General features: G+C 60.7%; 20 protein-coding genes. 11 read left to right on the forward strand and 9 right to left on the reverse strand.

Going from position 1 to position 20,393, the window contains the following annotated elements; translation table 11 throughout:
* Nucleotides 1–145 precede the first annotated feature (145 nt).
* On the reverse strand, nt 146–1,438 hold the full coding sequence (locus tag Q8O69_RS03230; RefSeq protein ID WP_305589508.1) for a peptidylprolyl isomerase: 1,293 nt from the start codon (nt 1,436–1,438) through the stop codon (nt 146–148).
* The gene (locus tag Q8O69_RS03235; RefSeq protein WP_305589510.1) at nt 1,419–4,211 is read right to left on the reverse strand and encodes an LPS-assembly protein LptD; all 2,793 of its coding nucleotides are present in this window, start codon (nt 4,209–4,211) and stop codon (nt 1,419–1,421) included. The genes Q8O69_RS03230 and Q8O69_RS03235 overlap by 20 nt, the downstream gene beginning before the upstream one ends.
* 125 nt (nt 4,212–4,336) lie before the next feature.
* Between Q8O69_RS03235 and Q8O69_RS03240 the strand changes: the two genes are divergently transcribed.
* From Q8O69_RS03240 to Q8O69_RS03250, 3 genes are read left to right on the forward strand one after another with little or no spacing between them, the layout of a single operon-like run.
* On the forward strand, nt 4,337–5,353 hold the full coding sequence (locus Q8O69_RS03240; RefSeq protein ID WP_305589512.1) for an aminoglycoside phosphotransferase family protein: 1,017 nt from the start codon (nt 4,337–4,339) through the stop codon (nt 5,351–5,353).
* Nucleotides 5,350–6,021, forward strand: a complete 672-nt coding sequence (gene murU, locus Q8O69_RS03245; protein WP_305589514.1) for an N-acetylmuramate alpha-1-phosphate uridylyltransferase MurU — start codon at nt 5,350–5,352, stop codon at nt 6,019–6,021. The genes Q8O69_RS03240 and murU overlap by 4 nt, the downstream gene beginning before the upstream one ends.
* A gap of 1 nt (nt 6,022) precedes the next feature.
* A complete protein-coding gene (locus Q8O69_RS03250) occupies nt 6,023–6,784 on the forward strand; it encodes a DnaJ domain-containing protein (protein WP_305589516.1) in 762 nt (253 codons plus the stop codon).
* 161 nt (nt 6,785–6,945) lie between these two features.
* Here Q8O69_RS03250 and Q8O69_RS03255 read toward each other — a convergent pair whose 3' ends face one another.
* Nucleotides 6,946–7,968, reverse strand: coding sequence for an alpha/beta hydrolase family protein (locus Q8O69_RS03255; protein ID WP_305589518.1), 1,023 nt, complete (start codon nt 7,966–7,968; stop codon nt 6,946–6,948).
* Nucleotides 7,969–8,104: 136 nt separating this feature from the next.
* On the opposite strand from Q8O69_RS03255, the gene rpe reads away from it, so the two are divergent.
* From rpe to trpC, 6 genes are all read left to right on the forward strand, one after another.
* Nucleotides 8,105–8,779 (forward strand): ribulose-phosphate 3-epimerase, encoded by a 675-nt coding sequence (rpe, locus tag Q8O69_RS03260; RefSeq protein ID WP_305589519.1) that lies wholly within the window; start codon nt 8,105–8,107, stop codon nt 8,777–8,779.
* Nucleotides 8,776–9,468: a phosphoglycolate phosphatase gene (locus tag Q8O69_RS03265; protein WP_305589521.1), complete on the forward strand. Its 693-nt coding sequence runs from the start codon at nt 8,776–8,778 to the stop codon at nt 9,466–9,468. Before rpe ends, Q8O69_RS03265 begins: the two co-directional genes overlap by 4 nt.
* 231 nt (nt 9,469–9,699) lie before the next feature.
* Nucleotides 9,700–11,178 carry an anthranilate synthase component I gene (trpE, locus tag Q8O69_RS03270; RefSeq protein ID WP_275962406.1) on the forward strand — a complete coding sequence of 493 codons (1,479 nt, stop codon included), beginning with the start codon at nt 9,700–9,702 and terminating at the stop codon, nt 11,176–11,178.
* 11 nt (nt 11,179–11,189) lie between these two features.
* Nucleotides 11,190–11,783, forward strand: a complete 594-nt coding sequence (locus Q8O69_RS03275) for an aminodeoxychorismate/anthranilate synthase component II (protein ID WP_305589524.1) — start codon at nt 11,190–11,192, stop codon at nt 11,781–11,783.
* A complete protein-coding gene (gene trpD, locus Q8O69_RS03280) occupies nt 11,783–12,832 on the forward strand; it encodes an anthranilate phosphoribosyltransferase (RefSeq protein ID WP_275962408.1) in 1,050 nt (349 codons plus the stop codon). Before Q8O69_RS03275 ends, trpD begins: the two co-directional genes overlap by 1 nt.
* Nucleotides 12,829–13,665 (forward strand): indole-3-glycerol phosphate synthase TrpC, encoded by an 837-nt coding sequence (gene trpC / locus Q8O69_RS03285; protein WP_305589526.1) that lies wholly within the window; start codon nt 12,829–12,831, stop codon nt 13,663–13,665. The genes trpD and trpC overlap by 4 nt, the downstream gene beginning before the upstream one ends.
* A gap of 62 nt (nt 13,666–13,727) precedes the next feature.
* Here trpC and crp read toward each other — a convergent pair whose 3' ends face one another.
* A complete protein-coding gene (gene crp, locus Q8O69_RS03290) occupies nt 13,728–14,372 on the reverse strand; it encodes a cAMP-activated global transcriptional regulator CRP (protein ID WP_136664372.1) in 645 nt (214 codons plus the stop codon).
* 233 nt (nt 14,373–14,605) lie between these two features.
* On the opposite strand from crp, the gene Q8O69_RS03295 reads away from it, so the two are divergent.
* Nucleotides 14,606–15,031, forward strand: coding sequence for an OsmC family protein (locus Q8O69_RS03295; RefSeq protein WP_275962410.1), 426 nt, complete (start codon nt 14,606–14,608; stop codon nt 15,029–15,031).
* A gap of 69 nt (nt 15,032–15,100) precedes the next feature.
* Here Q8O69_RS03295 and coq7 read toward each other — a convergent pair whose 3' ends face one another.
* The 3 genes from coq7 to Q8O69_RS03310 all read right to left on the reverse strand — a co-directional run bounded on the left by coq7 (nt 15,101) and on the right by Q8O69_RS03310 (nt 16,971).
* Nucleotides 15,101–15,748: a 2-polyprenyl-3-methyl-6-methoxy-1,4-benzoquinone monooxygenase gene (gene coq7 / locus Q8O69_RS03300; RefSeq protein WP_305589529.1), complete on the reverse strand. Its 648-nt coding sequence runs from the start codon at nt 15,746–15,748 to the stop codon at nt 15,101–15,103.
* Between the two features lie 66 nt (nt 15,749–15,814).
* Nucleotides 15,815–16,648 (reverse strand): formylglycine-generating enzyme family protein, encoded by an 834-nt coding sequence (locus Q8O69_RS03305; RefSeq protein ID WP_305589531.1) that lies wholly within the window; start codon nt 16,646–16,648, stop codon nt 15,815–15,817.
* A complete protein-coding gene (locus Q8O69_RS03310) occupies nt 16,633–16,971 on the reverse strand; it encodes a histidine triad nucleotide-binding protein (protein WP_275962413.1) in 339 nt (112 codons plus the stop codon). Before Q8O69_RS03310 ends, Q8O69_RS03305 begins: the two co-directional genes overlap by 16 nt.
* A 57-nt stretch (nt 16,972–17,028) precedes the next feature.
* Here Q8O69_RS03310 and Q8O69_RS03315 point away from each other — a divergent pair, with 57 nt between their 5' ends.
* On the forward strand, nt 17,029–18,510 hold the full coding sequence (locus tag Q8O69_RS03315; RefSeq protein WP_305589533.1) for an AAA family ATPase: 1,482 nt from the start codon (nt 17,029–17,031) through the stop codon (nt 18,508–18,510).
* On the opposite strand, the gene Q8O69_RS03320 is transcribed toward Q8O69_RS03315, so the two are convergent.
* Nucleotides 18,511–19,305 carry an SDR family oxidoreductase gene (locus tag Q8O69_RS03320; protein WP_305589534.1) on the reverse strand — a complete coding sequence of 265 codons (795 nt, stop codon included), beginning with the start codon at nt 19,303–19,305 and terminating at the stop codon, nt 18,511–18,513.
* Between the two features lie 57 nt (nt 19,306–19,362).
* A complete protein-coding gene (locus Q8O69_RS03325) occupies nt 19,363–20,313 on the reverse strand; it encodes a DUF805 domain-containing protein (protein WP_305589536.1) in 951 nt (316 codons plus the stop codon).
* Nucleotides 20,314–20,393 lie beyond the last annotated feature (80 nt).

A 20,393-nucleotide genomic window follows, 5' to 3' on the forward strand; every position in this document is an offset into this window, starting at 1 on the left:
CGTGGCTTTGCGCCAACTCTGTTAGTGCGGCGGCGGATAGTAAAGAGGCGCGTTGTTCGCGGGCGAAAAAAAGCCCGGCTCTGCGTGTGCATAAAGCCGGGCTTGATCTGTTGCGTACGCTAGCTGCGTTCGCCTGCTAGGCCGATCAGAGTTTGCTCTCGACGTAGGCTTCGTCGCGGATCTGCCGTAGCCAAGCTTGCAGTTCCTCATCGTACTTGCGGTTACGCAGTACAGTCATCGCCTGCTGCTCGCGGTACTGCGCGCTGCTGTCGGTGGCGCGGCGGCCCATGACTTCCAGTACGTGCCAGCCGTAAGGGCTTTTGAAAGGCTTGGACAGCTCGCCTGCCGGCGTGTTGTTCATCACCTCGCGGAACTCGGGCACCAATACGTTCGGGTCGATCCAGCTCAGGGTGCCACCGTTCAACGCCGAGCCTGGGTCTTCAGAGAAGTTCTTCGCCAATTCGGCGAAGTCTTCCCCGGCCAGGATGCGCTGGTACAGGCGTTCAACCAGGCGCTTGGTTTCGGCTTCGCTGCGGATTTCGCTGGGCTTGATCAGGATGTGGCGAACGTTTACTTCGTCACGTACCTGGCTGTCGCCGCCGCGTTTTTCCAGCAGCTTGAGCATGATAAAGCCGCCGGGCGTACGCATCGGTTCAGTCACCTGGCCAACCGGCAGAGCGCTAAGCATGCTGTCGAAAGGCGGTGGTAGTTGCCCAGCTTTACGCCAGCCCATTTCGCCGCCTTCCAGCGCGGTTTCACTGGCCGAGCGGGCAATCGCCAGCTGGGCAAAATCTGCGCCCTGCTGCAGCTGCTGGTACAGATCGCGGGCCTGACGGTCAGCAGCCTGAATGTCTTGAGGGGAGGCACCTTCGGGTACTGGGATCAGTATGTTGGCTAGGCGGAACTCTTCCGAAAGCTGCATCTTGCCCATGTCCGAGGCGAGGAAGTTTTGCACTTCCTGGTCGGTTACCTGAATGCGTTCTGCTACGCGGCGTTGGCGCACACGGCTGATGATCATCTCGCGGCGTACCTGGTCACGCGCATCGGTGTACGACAGGCCGTCCGCCGCCAGGGCGGCGCGGAACTGCTCGATGCTCATGCCATTGCGCTGGGCAATGGTGCCGATGGCCTGATTCAGTTCTTCGTCGGTAATCCGAATACCTGAGCGTTCGCCGATCTGCAGCTGGATGTTCTCGATAATCAGGCGCTCAAGCACCTGCTGGCTGAGCACGTGCTCAGGCGGCAAGGCCGCGCCGCGCTGGGTGATGGTCTGCTGCACTTCACGCAGGCGTGAATCGAGCTGGCTTTGCATCACCACGTCATTGTCGACAATTGCTACAACGCGGTTGAGTGGTCGGACCTCAGCCTGTGCCGCAGTGCCCAGGAACAGCGCGCCCAGCAGCAGCGGGCGCACGCAATCAGAAAGCTTTATCTTCACGTTCACGATAACCTTGAATGCCTTGGTCGAGGAAAGTCTCAACTTTATTGCCGACTACACCGCCCAGACCTTTGAGTACGATCTGCAAGAAGATACCGCGATCAGCCTGGTCGTTCAGTGACGGGTTCAGGCTGACTTCGTCGTAGTCGATCCAGTAACGGTTGATCAGGCGCAGTTTCCAGCAGCAGCTGTCGTACTCGAAGCCGGCGAAGGCTTCCAACGTACGGTCGCGACCATAGTCATACTGCCAGCGGGAAATCACGCTCCACTGCGGCACGATCGGCCAGATAACCGAGAAATCGTGCTGGCTGATTTTGTAGTAGTCCTTGATGTAGTTCGCGCTGCCAGGTGTGCCGTAGTCACCGCCACCCACTACCCAGTTACCACTGTCTTGGTCGTAGCGGACAGTGTCATTACGGTAGCGGTACCCGGCGTTGACCACCTTGTTTGGGTTGTCTTCTGGCTGGTAATGGAACATCGCGCTGCCCGAGCGGGTGCTGCCACTGTCTGGGTCCCAGTTGAAGTCCGAGGAGAAGCGCCAGTCGCGGTTAAAGCGATACAGGTACTCAAGCGCATACGGTGATACCGATGCCGTTGCGTCGCCGCGGGTGCGGTAATCAATGCCTGGTAGCTGTACTTGGCGATCTTCGAAGTAGAACGCTTGGCCAATGCTAAAGCGCTGACGCTCAAAGCCATTAGGCTCAATCCAGCGATTGGTCACCCCCAGCGAGAGCTTGTTCTCGTCACCAATACGATCCTTGCCAGAGAAGCGGTTTTCACGCCACAGCGAGGAGTAGCTGAATGTGCTCTCGCCAGTGTCGAAGACCGGGATATCAGTCTGGTCTTCCTCAGGTACATAGAGGTAGAACAGGCGAGGCTCAAGAGTTTGTCGATAGGGCTTGCCGAACCATTGGGTATTACGATCAAAGTACAGGCCGCTGTCCAGGCTAAACATGCCTACGCCACGGCTTTGGCTGCTCTTGTATTCCTGTTCGGCTAGCAGTGTATTTTTGCCTTGCTGATCCAGAGTCAGGTCGTAATTGGTCTGCAGGTACTTGACCTGCGGTTTGATATAGCCCCAGCTCCAATTTAGTGGCAGGCTAACCGCCGGCTCGACGTGCAGACGCTCGCCGTTGGCGCGAGCCAAGCCTTGGACGACTGTGTCATACCATGGGGTGCCGATGCTTCCATCGGCGTTGAGCGGGCCGCCGTCTTCATCAATAAAGTTGCCTTTGCGCAGACTGCGGTCAAAACGTACATATTCTGTGCCGTAACTGAAGTTCACCCCAGCTGGCTTAAATGGCAGTACGCCATCCAGAGTCAGCTGTGGTAAGCGGTTGTACGGGGTGACGTCAGTAATGTTGGCCAGCTCATAAGCATGCGCATTCAAGCGCGCGGTATAGCCGTCACCACGATAGGTCAAGGTGCCGCGCTGATTGACGTAGCTGGTGGAGCCTACGCCCAGGTCTGTGTTTAGATCCTGGAAGTAGTACGGGTCGCTGATGTCGGTGTAGTCAACTTCCGCTAGCAGGCGCGAGGTCAGGCCTGTCTTGTGCTGCCAGCTGTACATCCAGCGCTGATCTTCATAGTCCGACTGCAGTTTGCGGTCATCGTTGCTGTCGTCGAGATACGCGCCGCCAACCTGGCCTTCGCTGTTCTTGGTGAGGTAGCGGAATTCGCCTTCCATCATCAAGCCGCGATCGCTCATATAGGTCGGGTACAGCGTGGCGTCGTAGTTCGGCGCCAAGTTGAAGTAGTACGGCGTTTGCAGGGTCAGGCCGTTATCACTTGAGCTGCCAATGCTCGGCGGCAGAAAGCCGGACTGGCGACGGTCATCAATCGGGAAGTAGATATAAGGTGTGTAGAACACCGGAATATTCTTCACCCGCAAGGTGACGTTGGTCGCGGTGCCGAAACCGGTGGCCGGGTTCAGGGTGATGTTGTTGCCCTTCAGGTGCCAGGCGTTGCTGCCTGGTTCGCAGCTGGTATAGGTGCCGTCTTTCAGGCGGATAATCGCGCTTTCTTCACGCTTGGCGTACAGCGCGTTGCCGCGAATATGGCTCTTGTGCAGCACGTATTCGGCGTTGTCGACTTTGGCTTCACCGTTGTCCAGCTGCAGCTCGGCGCGGTCACCCACGACCAGCATGCCCTGGTCACGCAGGCGCACATTACCGATCAACTCACCGCGGTTTTCCGCCTGACGCAGGTTGGCTTCATCCGCCTCGACCTGCATGCCAGCCTGGCGCAGGACGACATCACCGGCGAGGGTGGCTACTTGCTCTTCCTGCTCATAGCGCGAGGCTTTGGCCGATACGAACATCGGCGCTTCATCCATCGGCGTCTTGTCGTCCATGCCCGGGCGCATTGGCTCTATATAAGCGCCTGCGCAGTAGGGGCCGGCTTCTGCCAGCTGAGCGGCGCTGAGATTTTCTCGCGGCACCCAGTCCAGGTGGCTGAAATCGGCGCTGCGCGAGGCGAGGCCTTTGCCACGGCTTTCAGTCACCAGGGTCGCTTGCGCGGCTTTCCCCTGAGGTGCTTCGGTGCCACTTTCGCCAGCTTTGTTACTGGCGACCGAATCACGTTGTACTGGCCGTGCTGGCAGTGCAGCATTGCTGGTCTTCGGGGCGCATGCCCAGCCGCCGGTGGCGGAAACCTGGCAATCGTACTGCTCGGCAGCGATAGCAAAAGGAACGGCTAAAGGTTGTAGCGCCAGAAGGCTGCCAGTGACCAGTAGAGGGAATTTTTTACGAAACGCGGGGTATTTTACTGCCATCTTATTTTTTCCGGGCTTCCTGCGCGCCATTGGCCCTGAGGCCGCACGCCTCTCGATGGGCTTGAAAAGATGCTGGATAATAAAGCATGACCCGCGCAACGGCTAGCGCCGTCGGAGACCTTGTAATGCCTGATGAAGATGTACGCTTAAAACTCCTCGAAAACTGGCTGGATCAGCAGCTGCCTGGGCTGTTCGCCAAGCAGGGTTGGGGCGCTGTACCTGCCGCCACGCTTACTTCTGCGAGCAGTGACGCCAGTTTTCGTCGTTATTTTCGCTGGCAGGGGGCCGGGCGCAGCCTGATCGTGATGGATGCGCCACCGCCGCAGGAAGACTGCGCGCCCTTCGTCAAAGTGGCGCATTTGCTGGCTGAGGCGCGGCTCAACGTGCCGCAAATTCTTGCCGCTGACCTTGAGCGAGGCTTTCTATTGCTCAACGATTTGGGCCGGCAGACCTATCTGGACGTGATTAACGAAAGCAATGCCGATCAGCTTTTTGCAGATGCTTTGCAGGCCCTGCTGGCATTTCAGCAACTGCCGATGACCGCGCCATTGCCCAGTTATGACGATGCACTGCTGCGCCGTGAGCTGCAGTTATTCCCCGAGTGGTATGTGCAGCGTCATCTGGGCGTCGAGTTCAGCGAGCAGCAGCAGGCCATGTGGCGGCGCGCGAGTCAGCTGTTGATCGACAGCGCCCTGGCCCAGCCCAAGGTGCTGGTGCATCGCGACTATATGCCGCGCAACCTGATGCTCAGCGAGCCGAATCCGGGTGTGCTGGATTTTCAGGATGCGGTCTACGGCCCGGTGACTTATGACGTCACCTGCCTGTTCAAGGATGCCTTCCTCAGCTGGCCCGAGGCGCGCGTGCGCGGCTGGCTGGAACAGTACTGGCAGCAGGCGCGTGAGGTGGGTGTGCCGGTTCAACCGATATTGGATGACTTCTTGCGTGCCAGCGATCTGATGGGCGTGCAACGCCATCTCAAGGTAATCGGTATCTTCGCGCGCATTTGTCATCGTGATGGCAAGCCCAAGTACTTGGGGGATGTGCCGCGGTTCTTCTCCTATATAGAGGCAGTACTGGCGCGGCGGCCGGAGCTTGCCGAGTTGGCTGAATTGCTCGGCAGTCTGCCGCGGGAGTCTGTATGAAGGCGATGATCCTGGCCGCCGGCAAAGGTGAGCGGCTGCGCCCGCTGACCCTGCATACCCCCAAACCATTGGTGCGTGCGGCCGGCGTGCCCTTGATCGAGTACCACGTGCGTGCTCTGGCGGCGGCCGGGTTTACCGAGCTGGTGATCAATCATGCCTGGTTGGGGCAGCAGATCGAGGATTACCTGGGTGATGGATCGCGCTTCGGCGTCAGCATTGCCTATTCCGCTGAAGGCGAGCCATTGGAAACCGGTGGCGGAATCTTTCAGGCGCTGCCTTTGCTAGGCGACCAGCCCTTTGTGCTGATCAATGGCGATATCTTTACCGACTACCCCTTTGCCGAGCTGCGCCGGCCGTTAAGCGGCCTAGCCCATCTGGTGCTGATCGAGAACCCTGGCCATCACGTCAAGGGCGACTTCTGTTTGCAGAAAGGACAGGTCACGGATGCGCAAGAGGGGCAGGACAGCCTGACCTACAGCGGCATGGCGCTGTTATCGCCTGCGCTGTTCGCCGGTTGTCAGCCAGGCGTGTTCTCGCTTGCACCCTTGTTGCGCGCGGCGATGGCGACTGGGCAGGTGAGTGGTGAGCGGTTTGACGGTTGCTGGGTGGATGTAGGTACTCACGAGCGCCTGGCTCAGGTCGAACGGCTACTTGAGGCGCGCGGCTAATATGCTCTGGCCGGCGACCCTGCTGGGTGCTGTTACCGGGCTGGCGGTAGCGAGTATTCCGGGGGCCATGCTTGGCGGGCTGCTGGGTCAAGTGCTCGATCGGCGCTTGCGCCTGCAGTCCTGGGCGGCCTTGCGTGAGCGCCTGGGTGGTCGCGCCGAGGTGCGTGATGAGTGGCTGCTGTTCGTGCTTCTGGGGCGTTTGGCCAAGAGCGGTGGTCGTGTGCTGCCGGCGCATATCCAGCAGGCGAAGGCGGAAATGCAGCGCCAGGGGCTGGATGTTGAGGGGCAGCGTCAGGCGATAGCGGCTTTTGCTCGGGGTAAGACCGGGCGCGACAGTTTGCGTGCGCCGTTGCACCGACAGCGTCAGCGCAGCGAAATACTGCTGCGCGCCTGTTGGCGGATGGCCTGGGTGGATGGTCAGGTCGGTCAGGCCGAGCGCGAACTGATCATGCTCTGGGGTAAGTGGCTGCAGGTTTCATCGGCTACTCAGGCGCAGTTGAGTGACGCCTACGCGCCGCAGCAGGGGCCGCTGGTCTCGACGGCCAGCAACGCCTATCAACGCGCCCTGAGCCTATTGAATGTAAACGCCGATGCCGAGCCCGCGCAGATCAAACAGGCATATCGGCGCTTATTGAGTCGCCATCATCCGGACAAGCTGGCGGGTAGCGGCGCCACGCCAGAGAGGGTGCGCGAGGCGACTGAACGCACCCGTGAACTGCACCAGGCCTATGATCTGATTCGCCAGCGTCACGGCTTTCGTTAGCCGGCTGTTGAAAAACTACCTGCGTTGCCATCGCGGTGTTAAAAACAAGCTCGGAATGCTCATCTACAACTCGTACACTCGCTTGCGAGCCCAGTCCGCTTCCTCGCTTGTCTTTGCCTTGCGCTGACTGTCTCGCTAACGTTTTCAACGGACTGCTAGGGCTATTTCGCCTGCAACTTCAGCGTTAGCCAGCCACGAATACGGCGGTAGAGCTGTTCCTGCTCTGCTTCGCGGTTGCCCGGCAGGGCCTTCATGGCGATCTGTATATACGCGGGATGCTTCTGCCGTTTGCTGGCCTGCGAGCGTTTCAGTGCGGCCTGGCGGTCGGCGGGCAGGTCCTTGTAGTAGAAGTCACCGGTGGCCAGCTGCAGTTGCGGAATCAGTTCATCCAGTGGCGGGGTATAGCCGGCGGGCAATTGCGCGGCGACCAGTAGCAGATTCTGAATATTGGCTGGCTTGCGCTCGGCCAGGTAGCGCGCGGCCCAGTAGGCGCCACTGCCGTGGCCGAGTAGCACGATGGTCTTGGCTTGCTGTTGCTCGGCAAAGCCAATGGCCGATTCGATGCGTGCCAATACGCGTTGGGCATGGGCTTTCTGTTGCGCTTCGATGTTTTTCACTTTGCTTGCCGCAGTTTCGGCGCTGTCGAGTTGGCTACTGCTGGTTTGCGCGCTGGCTTCATCGGTGGCAGGGCTGTCCTCGGCGCTTTCCTCTGCCGGTGCCTCCGTGGTGTTGGCCGTAGTGTCTTCTGGCGCTGGCTCGGCGCTGCGCAGTGGCGGTGCATCGCTATTGGGGTCTGGCAGGGTCAGGCTGAGGCTGTGCCAGCCGCCATTGGGCAGCTTGCTGCGCAAGGGGCCGACGCTTTGCGGCCAATCGGCAGTTTCATCGTCGCCCGGCAGAATGATCACCGCGCCGCTGGGCTCGGCGACATTGGCCGGCAGCCAGAGCGCCAGAAAGCTTTCATCGCCCGCCTGCAGTTGCTGCTGTTCCTTTTGCTCCAGCCGCTGTTCCAGCGCCGTGGCTTCCACCTCGCTGCGCTCGGCTAAGGGCGCGCGTACTTTTTCCGCTGGCTCGGTTGAGGCGTCCGTAGCGGCGGGCGCTTCTTCTGCGGGTGTTTCTTCTTCCGCCTGTAGTGGGCTGATTGCTAGCAACAGGCTCAGGGCAAGGGCGGCGGGGCGCGAAAACATGGGGTTCTCCAGCGAACATCGTGTCTCAGCAGCCTAGCCTTTTCCGCTCGGCTTTGTCAGGTGTCGCTCACGCGCGCCAGGCCTTGGATCGGGCTGGTACAATGCGCGCCTTCCGTGAATGCCACCGAGGTGCGCTATGCAACCCTTCGCCATTGCTCCGTCGATTCTTTCCGCTGACTTCGCTCGCCTGGGTGAGGAAGTGGATAAGGTGCTCGCCGCCGGCGCTGACATCGTGCACTTCGATGTGATGGACAATCACTACGTGCCCAACCTGACCATCGGCCCGATGGTTTGCGCGGCGCTGCGCAAGTACGGCATCACCGCGCCCATCGACGCGCACCTGATGGTCAAGCCGGTGGACCGCATCATCGGCGACTTTGTCGAGGCGGGCGCCAGCTATATCACCTTCCATCCCGAGGCCAGCGAGCATATCGACCGCTCGCTGCAACTGATCCGCGATGGCGGCTGCAAGGCCGGCCTGGTGTTCAATCCAGCCACCCCGCTGGACGTGCTTAAGCACGTGATGGACAAGGTCGACATGATCCTGCTGATGAGCGTCAACCCGGGCTTTGGCGGGCAGAAGTTTATCCCCCATACCCTGGAGAAGCTTAAAGAGGCGCGCGCACTGATCGACGCATCCGGGCGTGAAATCCGCCTGGAAATCGACGGTGGGGTCAATGTGCAGAACATTCGCGAAATCGCTGCGGCAGGCGCCGATACCTTTGTCGCCGGCTCGGCGATCTTCAATCAGCCGGACTACAAAGCCGTGATTGATGCCATGCGCGCCGAACTTGCCCAGGCGCGCGGGTGAGCATGCTGCGCGAGCTGTTCCAGGGCGAGTTGCCGCGCCTGGTGATGTTTGATCTGGACGGCACCCTGGTGGATTCGGTGCCGGATCTGGCCGCTGCCATCGACAAGACCTTGCTGTTGCTCGGTCTGCCGGTAGCGGGCATCGAACAGGTGCGCGATTGGGTCGGCAATGGCGCGCGGGTGCTGGTGCGCCGCGCCCTGGCCGGCGGCCTGCAGCATGAGCATATAGATGAGGCCCGCACCGAGCAGGCGCTGGAGCTGTTTATGCAGCACTACGCCGAAAGCCACGCCCTGACCCAGGTCTATCCTGGCGTGCGGCCCACCCTGGATTGGCTGCGCGAGCAACGGGTCGAGCTGGCGATTGTCACCAACAAGCCCGAGCGTTTCGTCGCGCCACTGCTGGATGAAAAGGGTCTGGGTGGCTATTTCCGCTGGATTATCGGCGGCGACACCCTGCCGCAGCAGAAACCCGACCCGGCGGCCTTGCTGCATGTGCTGCAGCTGGCGCGGGTGGAGGCGGCGCAGGCACTGTTTGTCGGTGACTCGCGCAATGACGTGCTGGCGGCCAAGGCAGCTGGCATCATCTGCGCGGCCCTGAACTACGGCTATAACCATGGTCGGCCGATTGCCGAGGAGAATCCGGCGCGAGTGCTGGATAATCTGTGTGAGCTATTGCCGGTTACCGCGTAGCCGGGGCTTGCGGGTTGATTCGCCTTCGGCCCTGCGCTAGTGTGGCCGAACTTCAATCCCGCCTGAATTAAGAGAGCTTCGTGGTGGTTACCTGCACGCGCTGGTCGGCAAGCACCGACATGAAAATCATCAAGGCCCTGGCCCGTTGGCGCTGGCGCCCCTGACCTGATCTTGGCCGCCTAGGCGGCGCGTTTGCACACGACCGTATTACCTCAAGCCACGAGGCTGCTCATGACCCGCGAAGAATTTCTGCGTTTAGCCGCTGCCGGCTATAACCGCATTCCTGTTGCCTGCGAAACCCTGGTGGATTTCGACACCCCGCTGTCGATCTACCTGAAGTTGGCCGATGAGGCCAATACCTACCTGCTCGAATCCGTCCAAGGCGGCGAGAAGTGGGGGCGTTACTCCATCATCGGCCTGCCGGCCCGCACTGTGCTGCGGGCTTATGGCCATGAAGTACTGATCAGTGTCGACGGCGTCGAGGTCGAGCGCCACCAGTGCGAAGACCCTCTGGCCTTTGTCGAACAGTTCCAGGCGCGCTACAAGGTGCCAACCCTGCCGGGTCTGCCGCGTTTTAACGGCGGCCTGGTGGGCTACTTCGGTTATGACAGCGTGCGTTATGTCGAGCCCAAGCTGGCCAAAGGCGTAAATCCCGATGCATTGGGCACGCCCGACATCCTATTGATGGTCTCCGATGCGGTGGTGGTGTTCGACAACCTGGCCGGTAAGATGCACGCCATCGTCCTTGCCGATCCGGCCCAGGCCGATGCGCTGGAACAGGGCCAGGCGCGCCTGCAGGAGATCCTGCACAAGCTGCGTCAGCCCATCACCCCGCGTCTGGGCGTGGACCTGGCCGCTCCGGCGGGTGCCGAGCCGGATTTCATTTCCAGCTTTAAACGCGATGACTATGAAAATGCGGTCAAGGCGATCAAGGAGTACATCCTCGCCGGCGACTGTATGCAGGTGGTGATCTCCCAGCGCATGTCGATCCCGTTCAAGGCCGCGCCGATTGATCTGTACCGCGCGCTGCGCTGCATCAACCCAACGCCCTATATGTACTTCTTCAACTTCGGCGACTTCCATGTGGTCGGCAGTTCGCCAGAAGTGCTGGTGCGTCTGGAGGACGGCCTGGTCACGGTGCGGCCGATTGCCGGCACCCGCCCGCGTGGTGCCAGCGAAGAAGCTGACCTGGCCCTGGAAGAGGATCTGCTGTCCGATGCCAAGGAAGTCGCCGAGCATCTGATGCTGATCGACCTGGGCCGCAACGATGTCGGTCGGGTTGCCAGCACCGGCAGCGTCAAGCTCACCGAGAAGATGGTGATCGAGCGCTACTCCAACGTCATGCATATCGTCTCCAACGTCACCGGCCAGCTCAAGCAGGGTCTGACCGCGATGGACGCGCTACGCGCCATTCTGCCGGCAGGCACTCTGTCCGGTGCGCCGAAGATTCGCGCGATGGAAATTATCGATGAGCTGGAACCGGTCAAGCGCGGCGTCTACGGCGGCGCGGTGGGCTACCTGGCCTGGAACGGCAATATGGACACCGCCATCGCCATCCGCACTGCGGTAATCAAGGACGGCGAGCTGCACGTGCAGGCCGGTGCCGGCATTGTTGCCGACTCGGTGCCGGCCCTGGAATGGGAAGAAACCCTGAACAAGCGTCGCGCCATGTTCCGCGCCGTCGCCCTCGCCGAACAGACTGCCGAATAAGGGGTTGCGCCATGCTTTTGATGATCGATAACTACGACTCCTTCACCTACAACGTGGTGCAGTACCTGGGTGAGCTGGGCGCCGATGTGCACGTGATCCGCAATGATGAACTGTCGATTGCCGAGATCGAAGCGCTCAAGCCCGAGCGCATCGTGGTCTCGCCCGGCCCTTGCACGCCGACCGAAGCCGGGGTGTCTATCGAGGCCATTCTGCATTTCGCCGGCAAGCTGCCTATTCTCGGTGTGTGCCTCGGCCACCAGAGTATCGGCCAGGCCTTCGGCGGCGATGTAGTGCGTGCACGTCAGGTGATGCACGGCAAGACCAGTCCGGTATTCCATAAGGACCTGGGCGTATTTGCCGGCCTGAACAACCCGTTGACCGTAACCCGCTACCATTCCCTGGTGGTCAAGCGCGAAACCCTGCCGGACTGCCTGGAAATCACCGCCTGGACTCAGCACGAGGATGGCTCGGTGGACGAAATTATGGGCCTGCGCCACAAGACCCTGCATATCGAGGGCGTGCAGTTCCACCCTGAGTCGATTCTTACCGAACAGGGCCATGAGCTGTTTGCCAACTTCCTCAAACAACAAGGAGGCCTGCGCTGATGAATATCAAGGAAGCCCTTAACCGGGTGGTCAGCCAGCTCGATCTGTCGACCGAAGAAATGCAGAGCGTGATGCGCGAGATCATGACCGGCCAGTGCACGGATGCGCAGATCGGCGCCTTCCTGATGGGCATGCGCATGAAGAGCGAGACCATCGACGAAATCGTCGGTGCGGTCTCGGTGATGCGTGAGCTGGCCAGCCATGTCCACCTGCAGACCCTCGACCACGTGGTCGACGTGGTTGGCACCGGTGGCGATGGCGCGAATATCTTCAATGTGTCGACCGCTGCGAGCTTTGTCGTCGCCGCCGCTGGCGGCAAGGTGGCCAAGCACGGTAACCGCGCAGTATCCGGCAAGAGCGGCAGTGCCGATCTGCTTGAGGCTGCCGGTATCTACCTGAGCCTGACGCCGGAGCAAGTGGCGCGCTGCATCGAGAATGTCGGCGTCGGTTTTATGTTTGCCCAGGTGCATCATTCGGCGATGAAGTACGCAGCGGTGCCGCGCCGTGAACTGGGCCTGCGCACCATCTTCAATATGCTCGGCCCGCTGACCAACCCGGCCGGGGTCAAGCATCAGGTGGTCGGCGTGTTCAGCCAAGCGCTCTGCCGACCGCTGGCCGAGGTGCTCAAGCGCCTGGGCAGCCAACATATCCTGGTGGTGCATTCGCGCGATGGCCTGGATGAGTTCAGCCTCGCCGCCGCGACCCATGTGGCGGAACTGAAGGATGGCCAGATCACTGAGTACGAAGTGCTGCCGGAAGACCTCGGGCTGAAGAGCCAGAGTCTGATTGGTCTGGCAGTGGAAAGCCCGGAGGCCTCGCTGGCGCTGATCCGCGATGCCCTGAGCAAACGCAAGACCGACGCCGGGCAGAAGGCCGCCGATATGATCGTGCTGAATGCCGGCGCAGCGCTGTATGCGGCTGACCTGGCTGCTAGCCTCAAAGAAGGCGTGCAACTGGCCCATGACGCCTTGCACACCGGGCTGGCCTGGGAGAAATTGCAGGAGTTGGTGTCCTTTACCGCCGTATTCAAAGAGGAGAATGCCGGGTGAGTATTCCAACCGTTCTGGAGAAGATTCTCGCGCGCAAGGCAGAGGAAGTGGCGGCTCGCCGCAGTATCGTCAGCCTGGCTGAAATCGAGCAGCACGCCCGCAGTGCTGATCCGGTGCGCGGTTTTGCCGAAGCGCTGATCAGCCAGGCCAAGCGCAAACAGCCGGCGGTGATCGCCGAGATCAAGAAGGCCTCGCCGAGCAAGGGCGTGCTGCGCGAAAACTTCGTCGCGGCCGAGATTGCCCAGAGTTATCAGGCCGGCGGCGCTACCTGTCTGTCAGTGCTGACCGATGTCGACTTCTTTCAGGGCGCGGATCGCTACCTGCAGGAAGCCCGTGCGGCCTGCTCGCTACCGGTGATTCGCAAGGACTTTATGATCGATCCCTATCAGATCGTTGAAGCCCGTGCCCTGGGTGCCGACTGCGTGCTACTGATCGTCTCGGCCCTGGAAGACGCGCAAATGGTCGAGTTGGCGGCGACTGCCAAGGCATTCGATCTCGATGTGCTGGTGGAGGTGCACGACGGCGATGAGCTGGAGCGCGCACTGAAAACCCTGGATACGCCGCTGGTGGGCATCAACAACCGCAACTTGCACACCTTCGAACTCAGCCTGGAAACCACCCTCGACCTGTTGCCGCGCATTCCCCGCGATCGTCTGGTGGTGACCGAGAGCGGCATCCTCAACCGTGCCGATGTCGAGTTGATGGAAATCAGCGAGGTGTATGCCTTTCTGGTCGGCGAGGCGTTTATGCGCGCCGATAATCCGGGGGCTGAGCTGGAGCGTTTGTTCTTCCCCGAGCGCAAGCGGGTGATTGCTGCGCCTGATGTGGACTGATACCACCAAGCCATAAAAAAGCCGACGCATGCGTCGGCTTTTTTACGTTTACAGCATGCGGTTTAGCGCGTGCCGAACACCACCATGGTTTTGCCTTTGACGTTGACCAGGCCCTGTTCTTCCAGGGCCTTGAGTACGCGGCCAACCATCTCGCGGGAACAGCCAACGATGCGGCCGATTTCCTGGCGGGTGATCTTGATTTGCATGCCATCAGGATGGGTCATGGCGTCGGGTTGCTTGCACAGATCGAGGAGAGTGCGGGCAACACGGCCAGTGACATCGAGGAAGGCCAGGTCGCCGACTTTGCGCGTGGTGTTGCGCAGACGCTCGGCCATCTGGCTGCCCAGGGCGTAGAGGATGTCCGGGTCCTGTTGGGTCAGCTCGCGGAATTTGGCGTAGCTCAGCTCCGCCACTTCGCACTCGGTCTTGGCGCGCACCCAGGCGCTGCGTTCTTTCTCGGTACCGTCCTTTTCGAACAGACCCATTTCCCCGAAGAAATCGCCGGAGTTGAGGTAAGCGATGATCATTTCACGACCATCATCGTCTTCGATCAGGATAGTGACCGACCCTTTGACGATGAAGAACAGCGTTTCGCAGCGATCGCCCGCATAGATGATGGTGCTCTTGGCGGTGTAGCGACGGCGGTGGCAATGCGCGAGAAGCTTGTCGAGATTTTTTATTTTAGGTGTGAGGGTAATAGCTACCATGCCTGAATCCCGAATTTATAAAGGTAAGCCGTTGTGCGGCTGAAGTTCTAATAATAGTTATCTGTACAAGTGTGCCAGTAATTAGCTATCAGCTTAACCACCAGTCCAAGACTAGGTGTTGTTTTGCGACTTGGCTAACACTCAGCGGCGAGCTTTTGGCTCTCTTGGCACCCAAAGAGCTTGTAACGGTGCTGTGCTAAGCTGCTTTCCTTTTTAACAGCGGAGCCCGAGTAATGAAAGCGCGTATTCAGTGGGCTGGCGAAGCCCTGTTTATCGGTGAGTCGGGCAGCGGCCATGCGGTGGTAATGGACGGCCCGCCAGAGAGCGGTGGACGCAACCTGGGTGTGCGCCCGATGGAGATGGTGTTGATCGGTTTGGGCGGTTGCAGCAATTTCGATGTGGTCAGCATCCTGAAAAAATCCCGCCAGGCGGTAGAGAGCTGTGAAGCCTTTCTGGAAGCTGAACGCGCCACCGAAGAGCCCAAGGTATTCACCAAGATTCACCTGCACTTCGTGGTCAAGGGCCGTGGTTTGAAGGAGGCTCAGGTCAAGCGTGCGGTTGAACTGTCGGCCGAGAAATACTGCTCGGCCTCAATCATGCTGGGTCGTGGTGGCGTCGAGATCACCCATGACTACGAGATTATCGAGCTGGGCGCGTAAACCGCAGCAGATATCCCACGATATGAAAAAGGGCACCGCGGTGCCCTTTTCTGTGCCTGTGAATTAGCCCTAGACCCGGTAGGTAGTGCTGGTCATCACCTTGGCCAGCAAGCTCATGCCGAACTTTACCGGTGCCGGGAAGCGCAGGCCGCCGGCATCCAGGGCGTTGCAGGCATGCTGTTCTTCATCGATGCGCATCTGTTCGAGAATCGCGCGGGATTTCTGGTCTTCCAGCGGAATCTGCTGCAGGTGTTCATCGAGGTGTTTGACCACCTGGTCTTCGGTGGCGGCAACAAAGCCCAGACTGATCTTGTCGCTGATCAACCCGGCGGCCGCGCCGACACCAAAGGACAAACCGTAGAACAGCGGGTTGAGGATGCTCGGTTGGCTGCCCAGCTGGCGGATACGCTGCTCACACCAGGCCAGATGGTCGATTTCCTCATCGGCCGCATGTTCCATGGCTTTGCGCACTTGCGGCAGTTTGGCAGTCAGGGCCTGGCCCTGGTACAGCGCCTGGGCGCAGACCTCGCCTGTGTGGTTGATGCGCATCAAGCCGGCGACATGCTGTGCCTGCTGTTCATCCAGCTCGGCTTCTGGTTGCACGATGGCCGGTGATGGCCGGCTTGGCTGGCCGCTAAAGGGCAGCAGAGTGCGCAGCGCGGCATCGGCTTGCAGTAACAGGCGATCAACGGGGGAAAAGTGACGTTCGCTGGCCATAGGGACCTCCGGCGATGACTACGGCGGCCAGTTTACTGCAAACACGGGCCGTCGGCTTGATCGAGATCAGGGCAGCTCGCGCAGCACACGAAAACCCAGAGCATAGTCTTTGTGCTGCGGCTGTTTCATATCGCGCTGGCTGCTGCGCAGGTAGCTCGGGCCGCTGTTCCAGGCGCCGCCGCGCACCACCCGCGGGCTTTTGTCGAGCAGGCTGGCCGCCTGTTGCTCGCTGCCGTCAAAGGGGCTGGCAAAGCGCGAGGCGGTCCATTCCCAGACATTACCGGCGGTGTCATGCAGACCGAAGGCATTGGCAGCGAACTGGCCAACGCGCTCGGTCTTGCTCTGAATCAGCCTCGAGGTGGCGCAGCCACGGCAATGCGCGCGGGGCCGGGTTTCCGGGCTGTCGAGCTGCTCGCCCCACCAGTAGTAGCTGTCACTGCCAGCACGGGCGGCGTACTCCCACTCGGCTTCGGTGGGCAGCCGATAACGCTGGCCGGTGACCTTCGACAGCCATTGGCTGTAGGCCTGAGCCTGGTGCCAGGACACATGGATCACCGGCCGCTGCGCCGACAGCCCCCAGCCCTCGTTGTCCGGCATTGCTGTGGCGGTGGCGTCGGCATACTGCTGCCAGTCAGCGAAGCTGACTTCGTAGCGGCCGATGGCAAAGGGATGGCTGATCTCGATGGGTGTCAGTGGCCGTTCGTTGTGATTGCCGCGGCCGCTGTGGTCACCGAGCAGATAGCGCCCGGCTGGCACCACAACCAGCTGCGGTCCTTGCTGGTCCTTGGGCAAGGCGTCGCTGAACACGCTGCCAGGCGTATGCGCTTGCGCGGGATTGCCAATCAGCAGGGCGAGCACGGTCAGCGCGCCGAGTAATGCACGACTCAACCCGGTGGCCATGCCATCTGCCGCTGACCCAGTACGTGCATATGGATGTGGTGCACCGTCTGGCCGCCCAGGTCATTGCAGTTCATCACCACGCGAAAGCCTTCCTCGCAGCCTTGCTCCGTGGCCAGACGCTGTGCGGTGAAGAGAATATGCCCGGCCAGCGGCTTGTCCGCCTCACTCAGGTCATTGAGGGTGCTGATGTGTTTTTTCGGGATAACCAGAAAGTGCACCGGTGCCTGCGGGCCGATATCGTGAAAGGCAATCACCTGATCGTCTTCATAAAGCTTGCGCGCCGGTATTGCACCAGCGACGATCTTGCAAAATAGACAGTCCATGGACAGTCTCCTGGCCGGTATTTAACGAGGCCCGAGTTTAGTGGACAAGGAGCGTGGGTGAAAAACGATATTCATGATCTGGGCTTGGTGCTGGATTCCAAGACCAAGCTGGTGCTGATCGAGTCCTGGGATGAGCTGCGGGTGTTGGAAACCCTGACCAGCCTTGCGGTGCGCCGCAGTCTTGGCTTGCAGCTGTGGTCGGTGACCGAGGGTTTGCAGCGTGTGGGATTTTCCATTCAGGAACCCGTCGACAGCGCCACCCTGGAGCCGGAAACCGCCCTGCGTCTGATCAAGGCTGACACTCAGCCGACGCTGTATGTGATGTGCGATCTGCATCCATTTCTTGAGGACAACCCCAAGCTGGTGCGTCTGCTCAAGGAAATCGCCATGAGCGAGCAGCCCAGCAAGCCGACGCTGGTGCTGGTTTCCCACGCCTGCAAATTGCCGCCGGAAGTGCAGCGCTATGCCTCGCGCTTCAGCCTGTCGCTGCCCTCCGAGGAAGAGCTGCTGGCGATTGTGCGCGATGAGGCCACTGCCTGGAGTGCACGTAACCGCAATGCCCGGGTGCGCACAGATAACCGCACCTTGCAGCAGGTGGTGAAGAATCTGCGCGGCCTCAGCCATGCCGAGGCCCGTGCGCTGGCGCGCAATGTGATCTGCGATGACGGCGCCATTACCCAGGAAGACCTGCCGGAGCTGAACAAGACCAAATTCAAGCTGCTCGATCTCGATGGTGTGTTGAGTTTCGAATACGACACCGCACGGTTTGCCGAGGTCGGCGGGCTGAGCAACCTCAAGCGCTGGCTGGGTGATCGGCAGAGTATCTTTCTCGAAGGCAAAGGCGTTGATCTGCCCAAGGGTGTGCTGCTGGTAGGCGTACAGGGCGGCGGCAAGAGTCTGGCCGCCAAGGCTATCGCCGGTTTGTGGGGCTTACCTTTGCTGCGTCTGGACTTTGCCTGCCTGTACAACAAATTCTTCGGCGAGACCGAGCGCAACCTACGCGAAGCCTTGAAGCTTGCCGAGCAGATGGCGCCCTGTGTGCTGTGGATGGACGAGATCGAGAAAGGCCTGGCCAGTGGTGATCACGATGGTGGCGTCAGTCAGCGGGTACTCGGCACTCTGCTGACCTGGATGGCCGAACGCAAGGCGCCAGTATTTATGGTGGCCACCGCCAACGTGATTTCACGGCTACCGCCAGAGCTGGTGCGCAAGGGGCGTTTCGATGAGCTGTTCTTCGTCGACCTGCCGGATGCGGCGGTGCGGGGCGAGATCTTCCGTATTCACCTGGCGCGGCGTGAGCTGGAGGTGACGGGCTTCGATCTGACGCAGCTGGCGGCGGCTTGCGAAGGGTTTTCCGGCGCGGAGATCGAGCAGGCGGTGGTCAGTGCTCTGTATGCCGCGCAAGCCCAACAGCAAGCGGTCAATCAGACATTGCTGTTGCAGAGCATCCAGAGCACCGCACCGCTGTCGGTGGTGATGGCTGAAGATCTTGCCGCGCTGCGCGCCTGGGCTGATGGGCGCACGGTCAACGCCGGCTAGCTACGCGGCCGGCTTGCCGAACTGGCGATTCAGCCGTGCGCTGATGCGCCGTACCAGCCAGCGCGGTCCCAGCCTAGGGCTAAGGGCGAGCAGGCGGTTACGCCAGCCGGGGATGATGATCGCGCGGTTTTTCTCCAGCGCCTTGACGGTGATGAGTGCCACTTCTTCGGCGCTCATCATCAGCTTGCTGCCCTGTAGTGCCTCACTGTTCATGCGTGCGGTGCGGAAAAACGCGCTGCGGGTTGGCCCCGGGCAGAGCACGGAGACTTTAACGCCGTATTCTTTAAGTTCTTCACGCAGGCCTTCGGAAAAGTGCAGCACATAGGCCTTGCTTGCGTAATAGTTGCTCATGCCCGGGCCGGGCTGAAAGCCGGCAACCGAGGCGACGTTGAGAATCTGCCCGCTGCCTTGGCCGGCCATGATGGTCCCGATGGCGTGGCAGAGGCGGGCGAGTGCCAGGATATTCAGTTCGATCAGTTGCTGTTCGCGCGCCCAGTCCTGAGCTACGTAAGCGCCTGAGGTGCCGATGCCGGCATTGTTTACCAGCAGGTCGATGCTGCGCTCACCTTGCTCCAGCTCATGCAGCAGGCCGCTAACCTGCAGCGGCTGGCTGAGGTCGCAGACGCGAAACAGCACCTCTACGGAAAAACGTTGCGTCAGCTCGCAGGCAATGCTTTCCAGCGCATCGCGCTGGCGCGCCACCAGAATCAGATTGCGACCACGCCGGGCCAAGGCTTCCGCCAGGGCCAGGCCAATGCCGCTGGAGGCTCCGGTGATAAGCGCGTAACGGGTCATAGGGTTCTCCGTGATGGGGCCTTTCGACCCCATGTACCGCGCAAGGTTGCGAGTGGATTAAAGACCAGCGTCGGAGTAACCCATATAGGCAGGCAGGGCGATGGCCGCAACGATACCGATAACGATGAACGCCACCCAGAGCAGGGCGAGAATTTTCACTGCCGCGCTGTTGGGCGGCGGCGGCGGGCCAAAGCGGTTGGCGGCGGTGCTGCCAGGGATGATAAACATCAGCAGGGAGAACACCCCGCCCACAATCGGCACCAGGTTGATCAGCAACAGCCAGCCAGACCAGCCGATGTCATGCAGACGCTGTACGCCGAACATGATGCCGACCACCGCCACGGCGATACCCACTACCACCATCAGCAGCCCACCGAGAATCTCCGAAGCGGCGAAGAAACCGCCGGCGATGCCGAATAACGGCAAGCAGGCCAGCATCAGCACCATTGACCAGGCCAGGTAGCGCAAGCGGCCAATCCGCCCGTCGGTGGTAAAGGCTTTTAGTTCGCCGAATTCCGGCAAGGCTTCTGCCACTGCCACTGCCGCTTTCGGCGTGGCATAGGGTGTGGCCGCTGCGCTGACCATTTCAGGCGGGTTTTCCGCGAGCATGGCCTGGCGGGCGATAAATTTCTCTATAACGATGCCGCAGGCCGAGCACTCAATGGCTTTGGGTTGCTGGTGACCGCACTTGGGGCAGGTCATCGATACGTTGCTGGTAGGCTCGCTATCTGGTTCGCGATGGTCATCGGTCTCTACCAGGCTCAGGCTGGCGGCCAGGTCCTGCTCCTTGCGCACTTTGGCGCCGGCGCTCTGCAAGGCCTTGAGGTACTGGTCGGCTTCGTTTTCGCTGAGGTCGCGCTTGATATCGACATTGCCGCCGCTAAACAGCGAGTTGATCCGAGTGTGGTCGCTCTTGAACAGGCGGGCGAGGTTCTCTTTGGCGGTTTCCAGGCTGACGTCGGGCATCAACTCGCCGTTGAACACAATCTTGAAGCGGGCTTGGGTCATGTCGGCGTCCTTGTCGGTGCCAGGATGGAGTTGCGCTACAGACTAGCCGGCCTGCAGGCCAGGAAACAAGCTGCCTGCAC

This window comes from Pseudomonas sp., assembly GCF_030690725.1.
In the GTDB taxonomy this organism is placed as follows: Bacteria; Pseudomonadota; Gammaproteobacteria; order Pseudomonadales; family Pseudomonadaceae; genus Aquipseudomonas.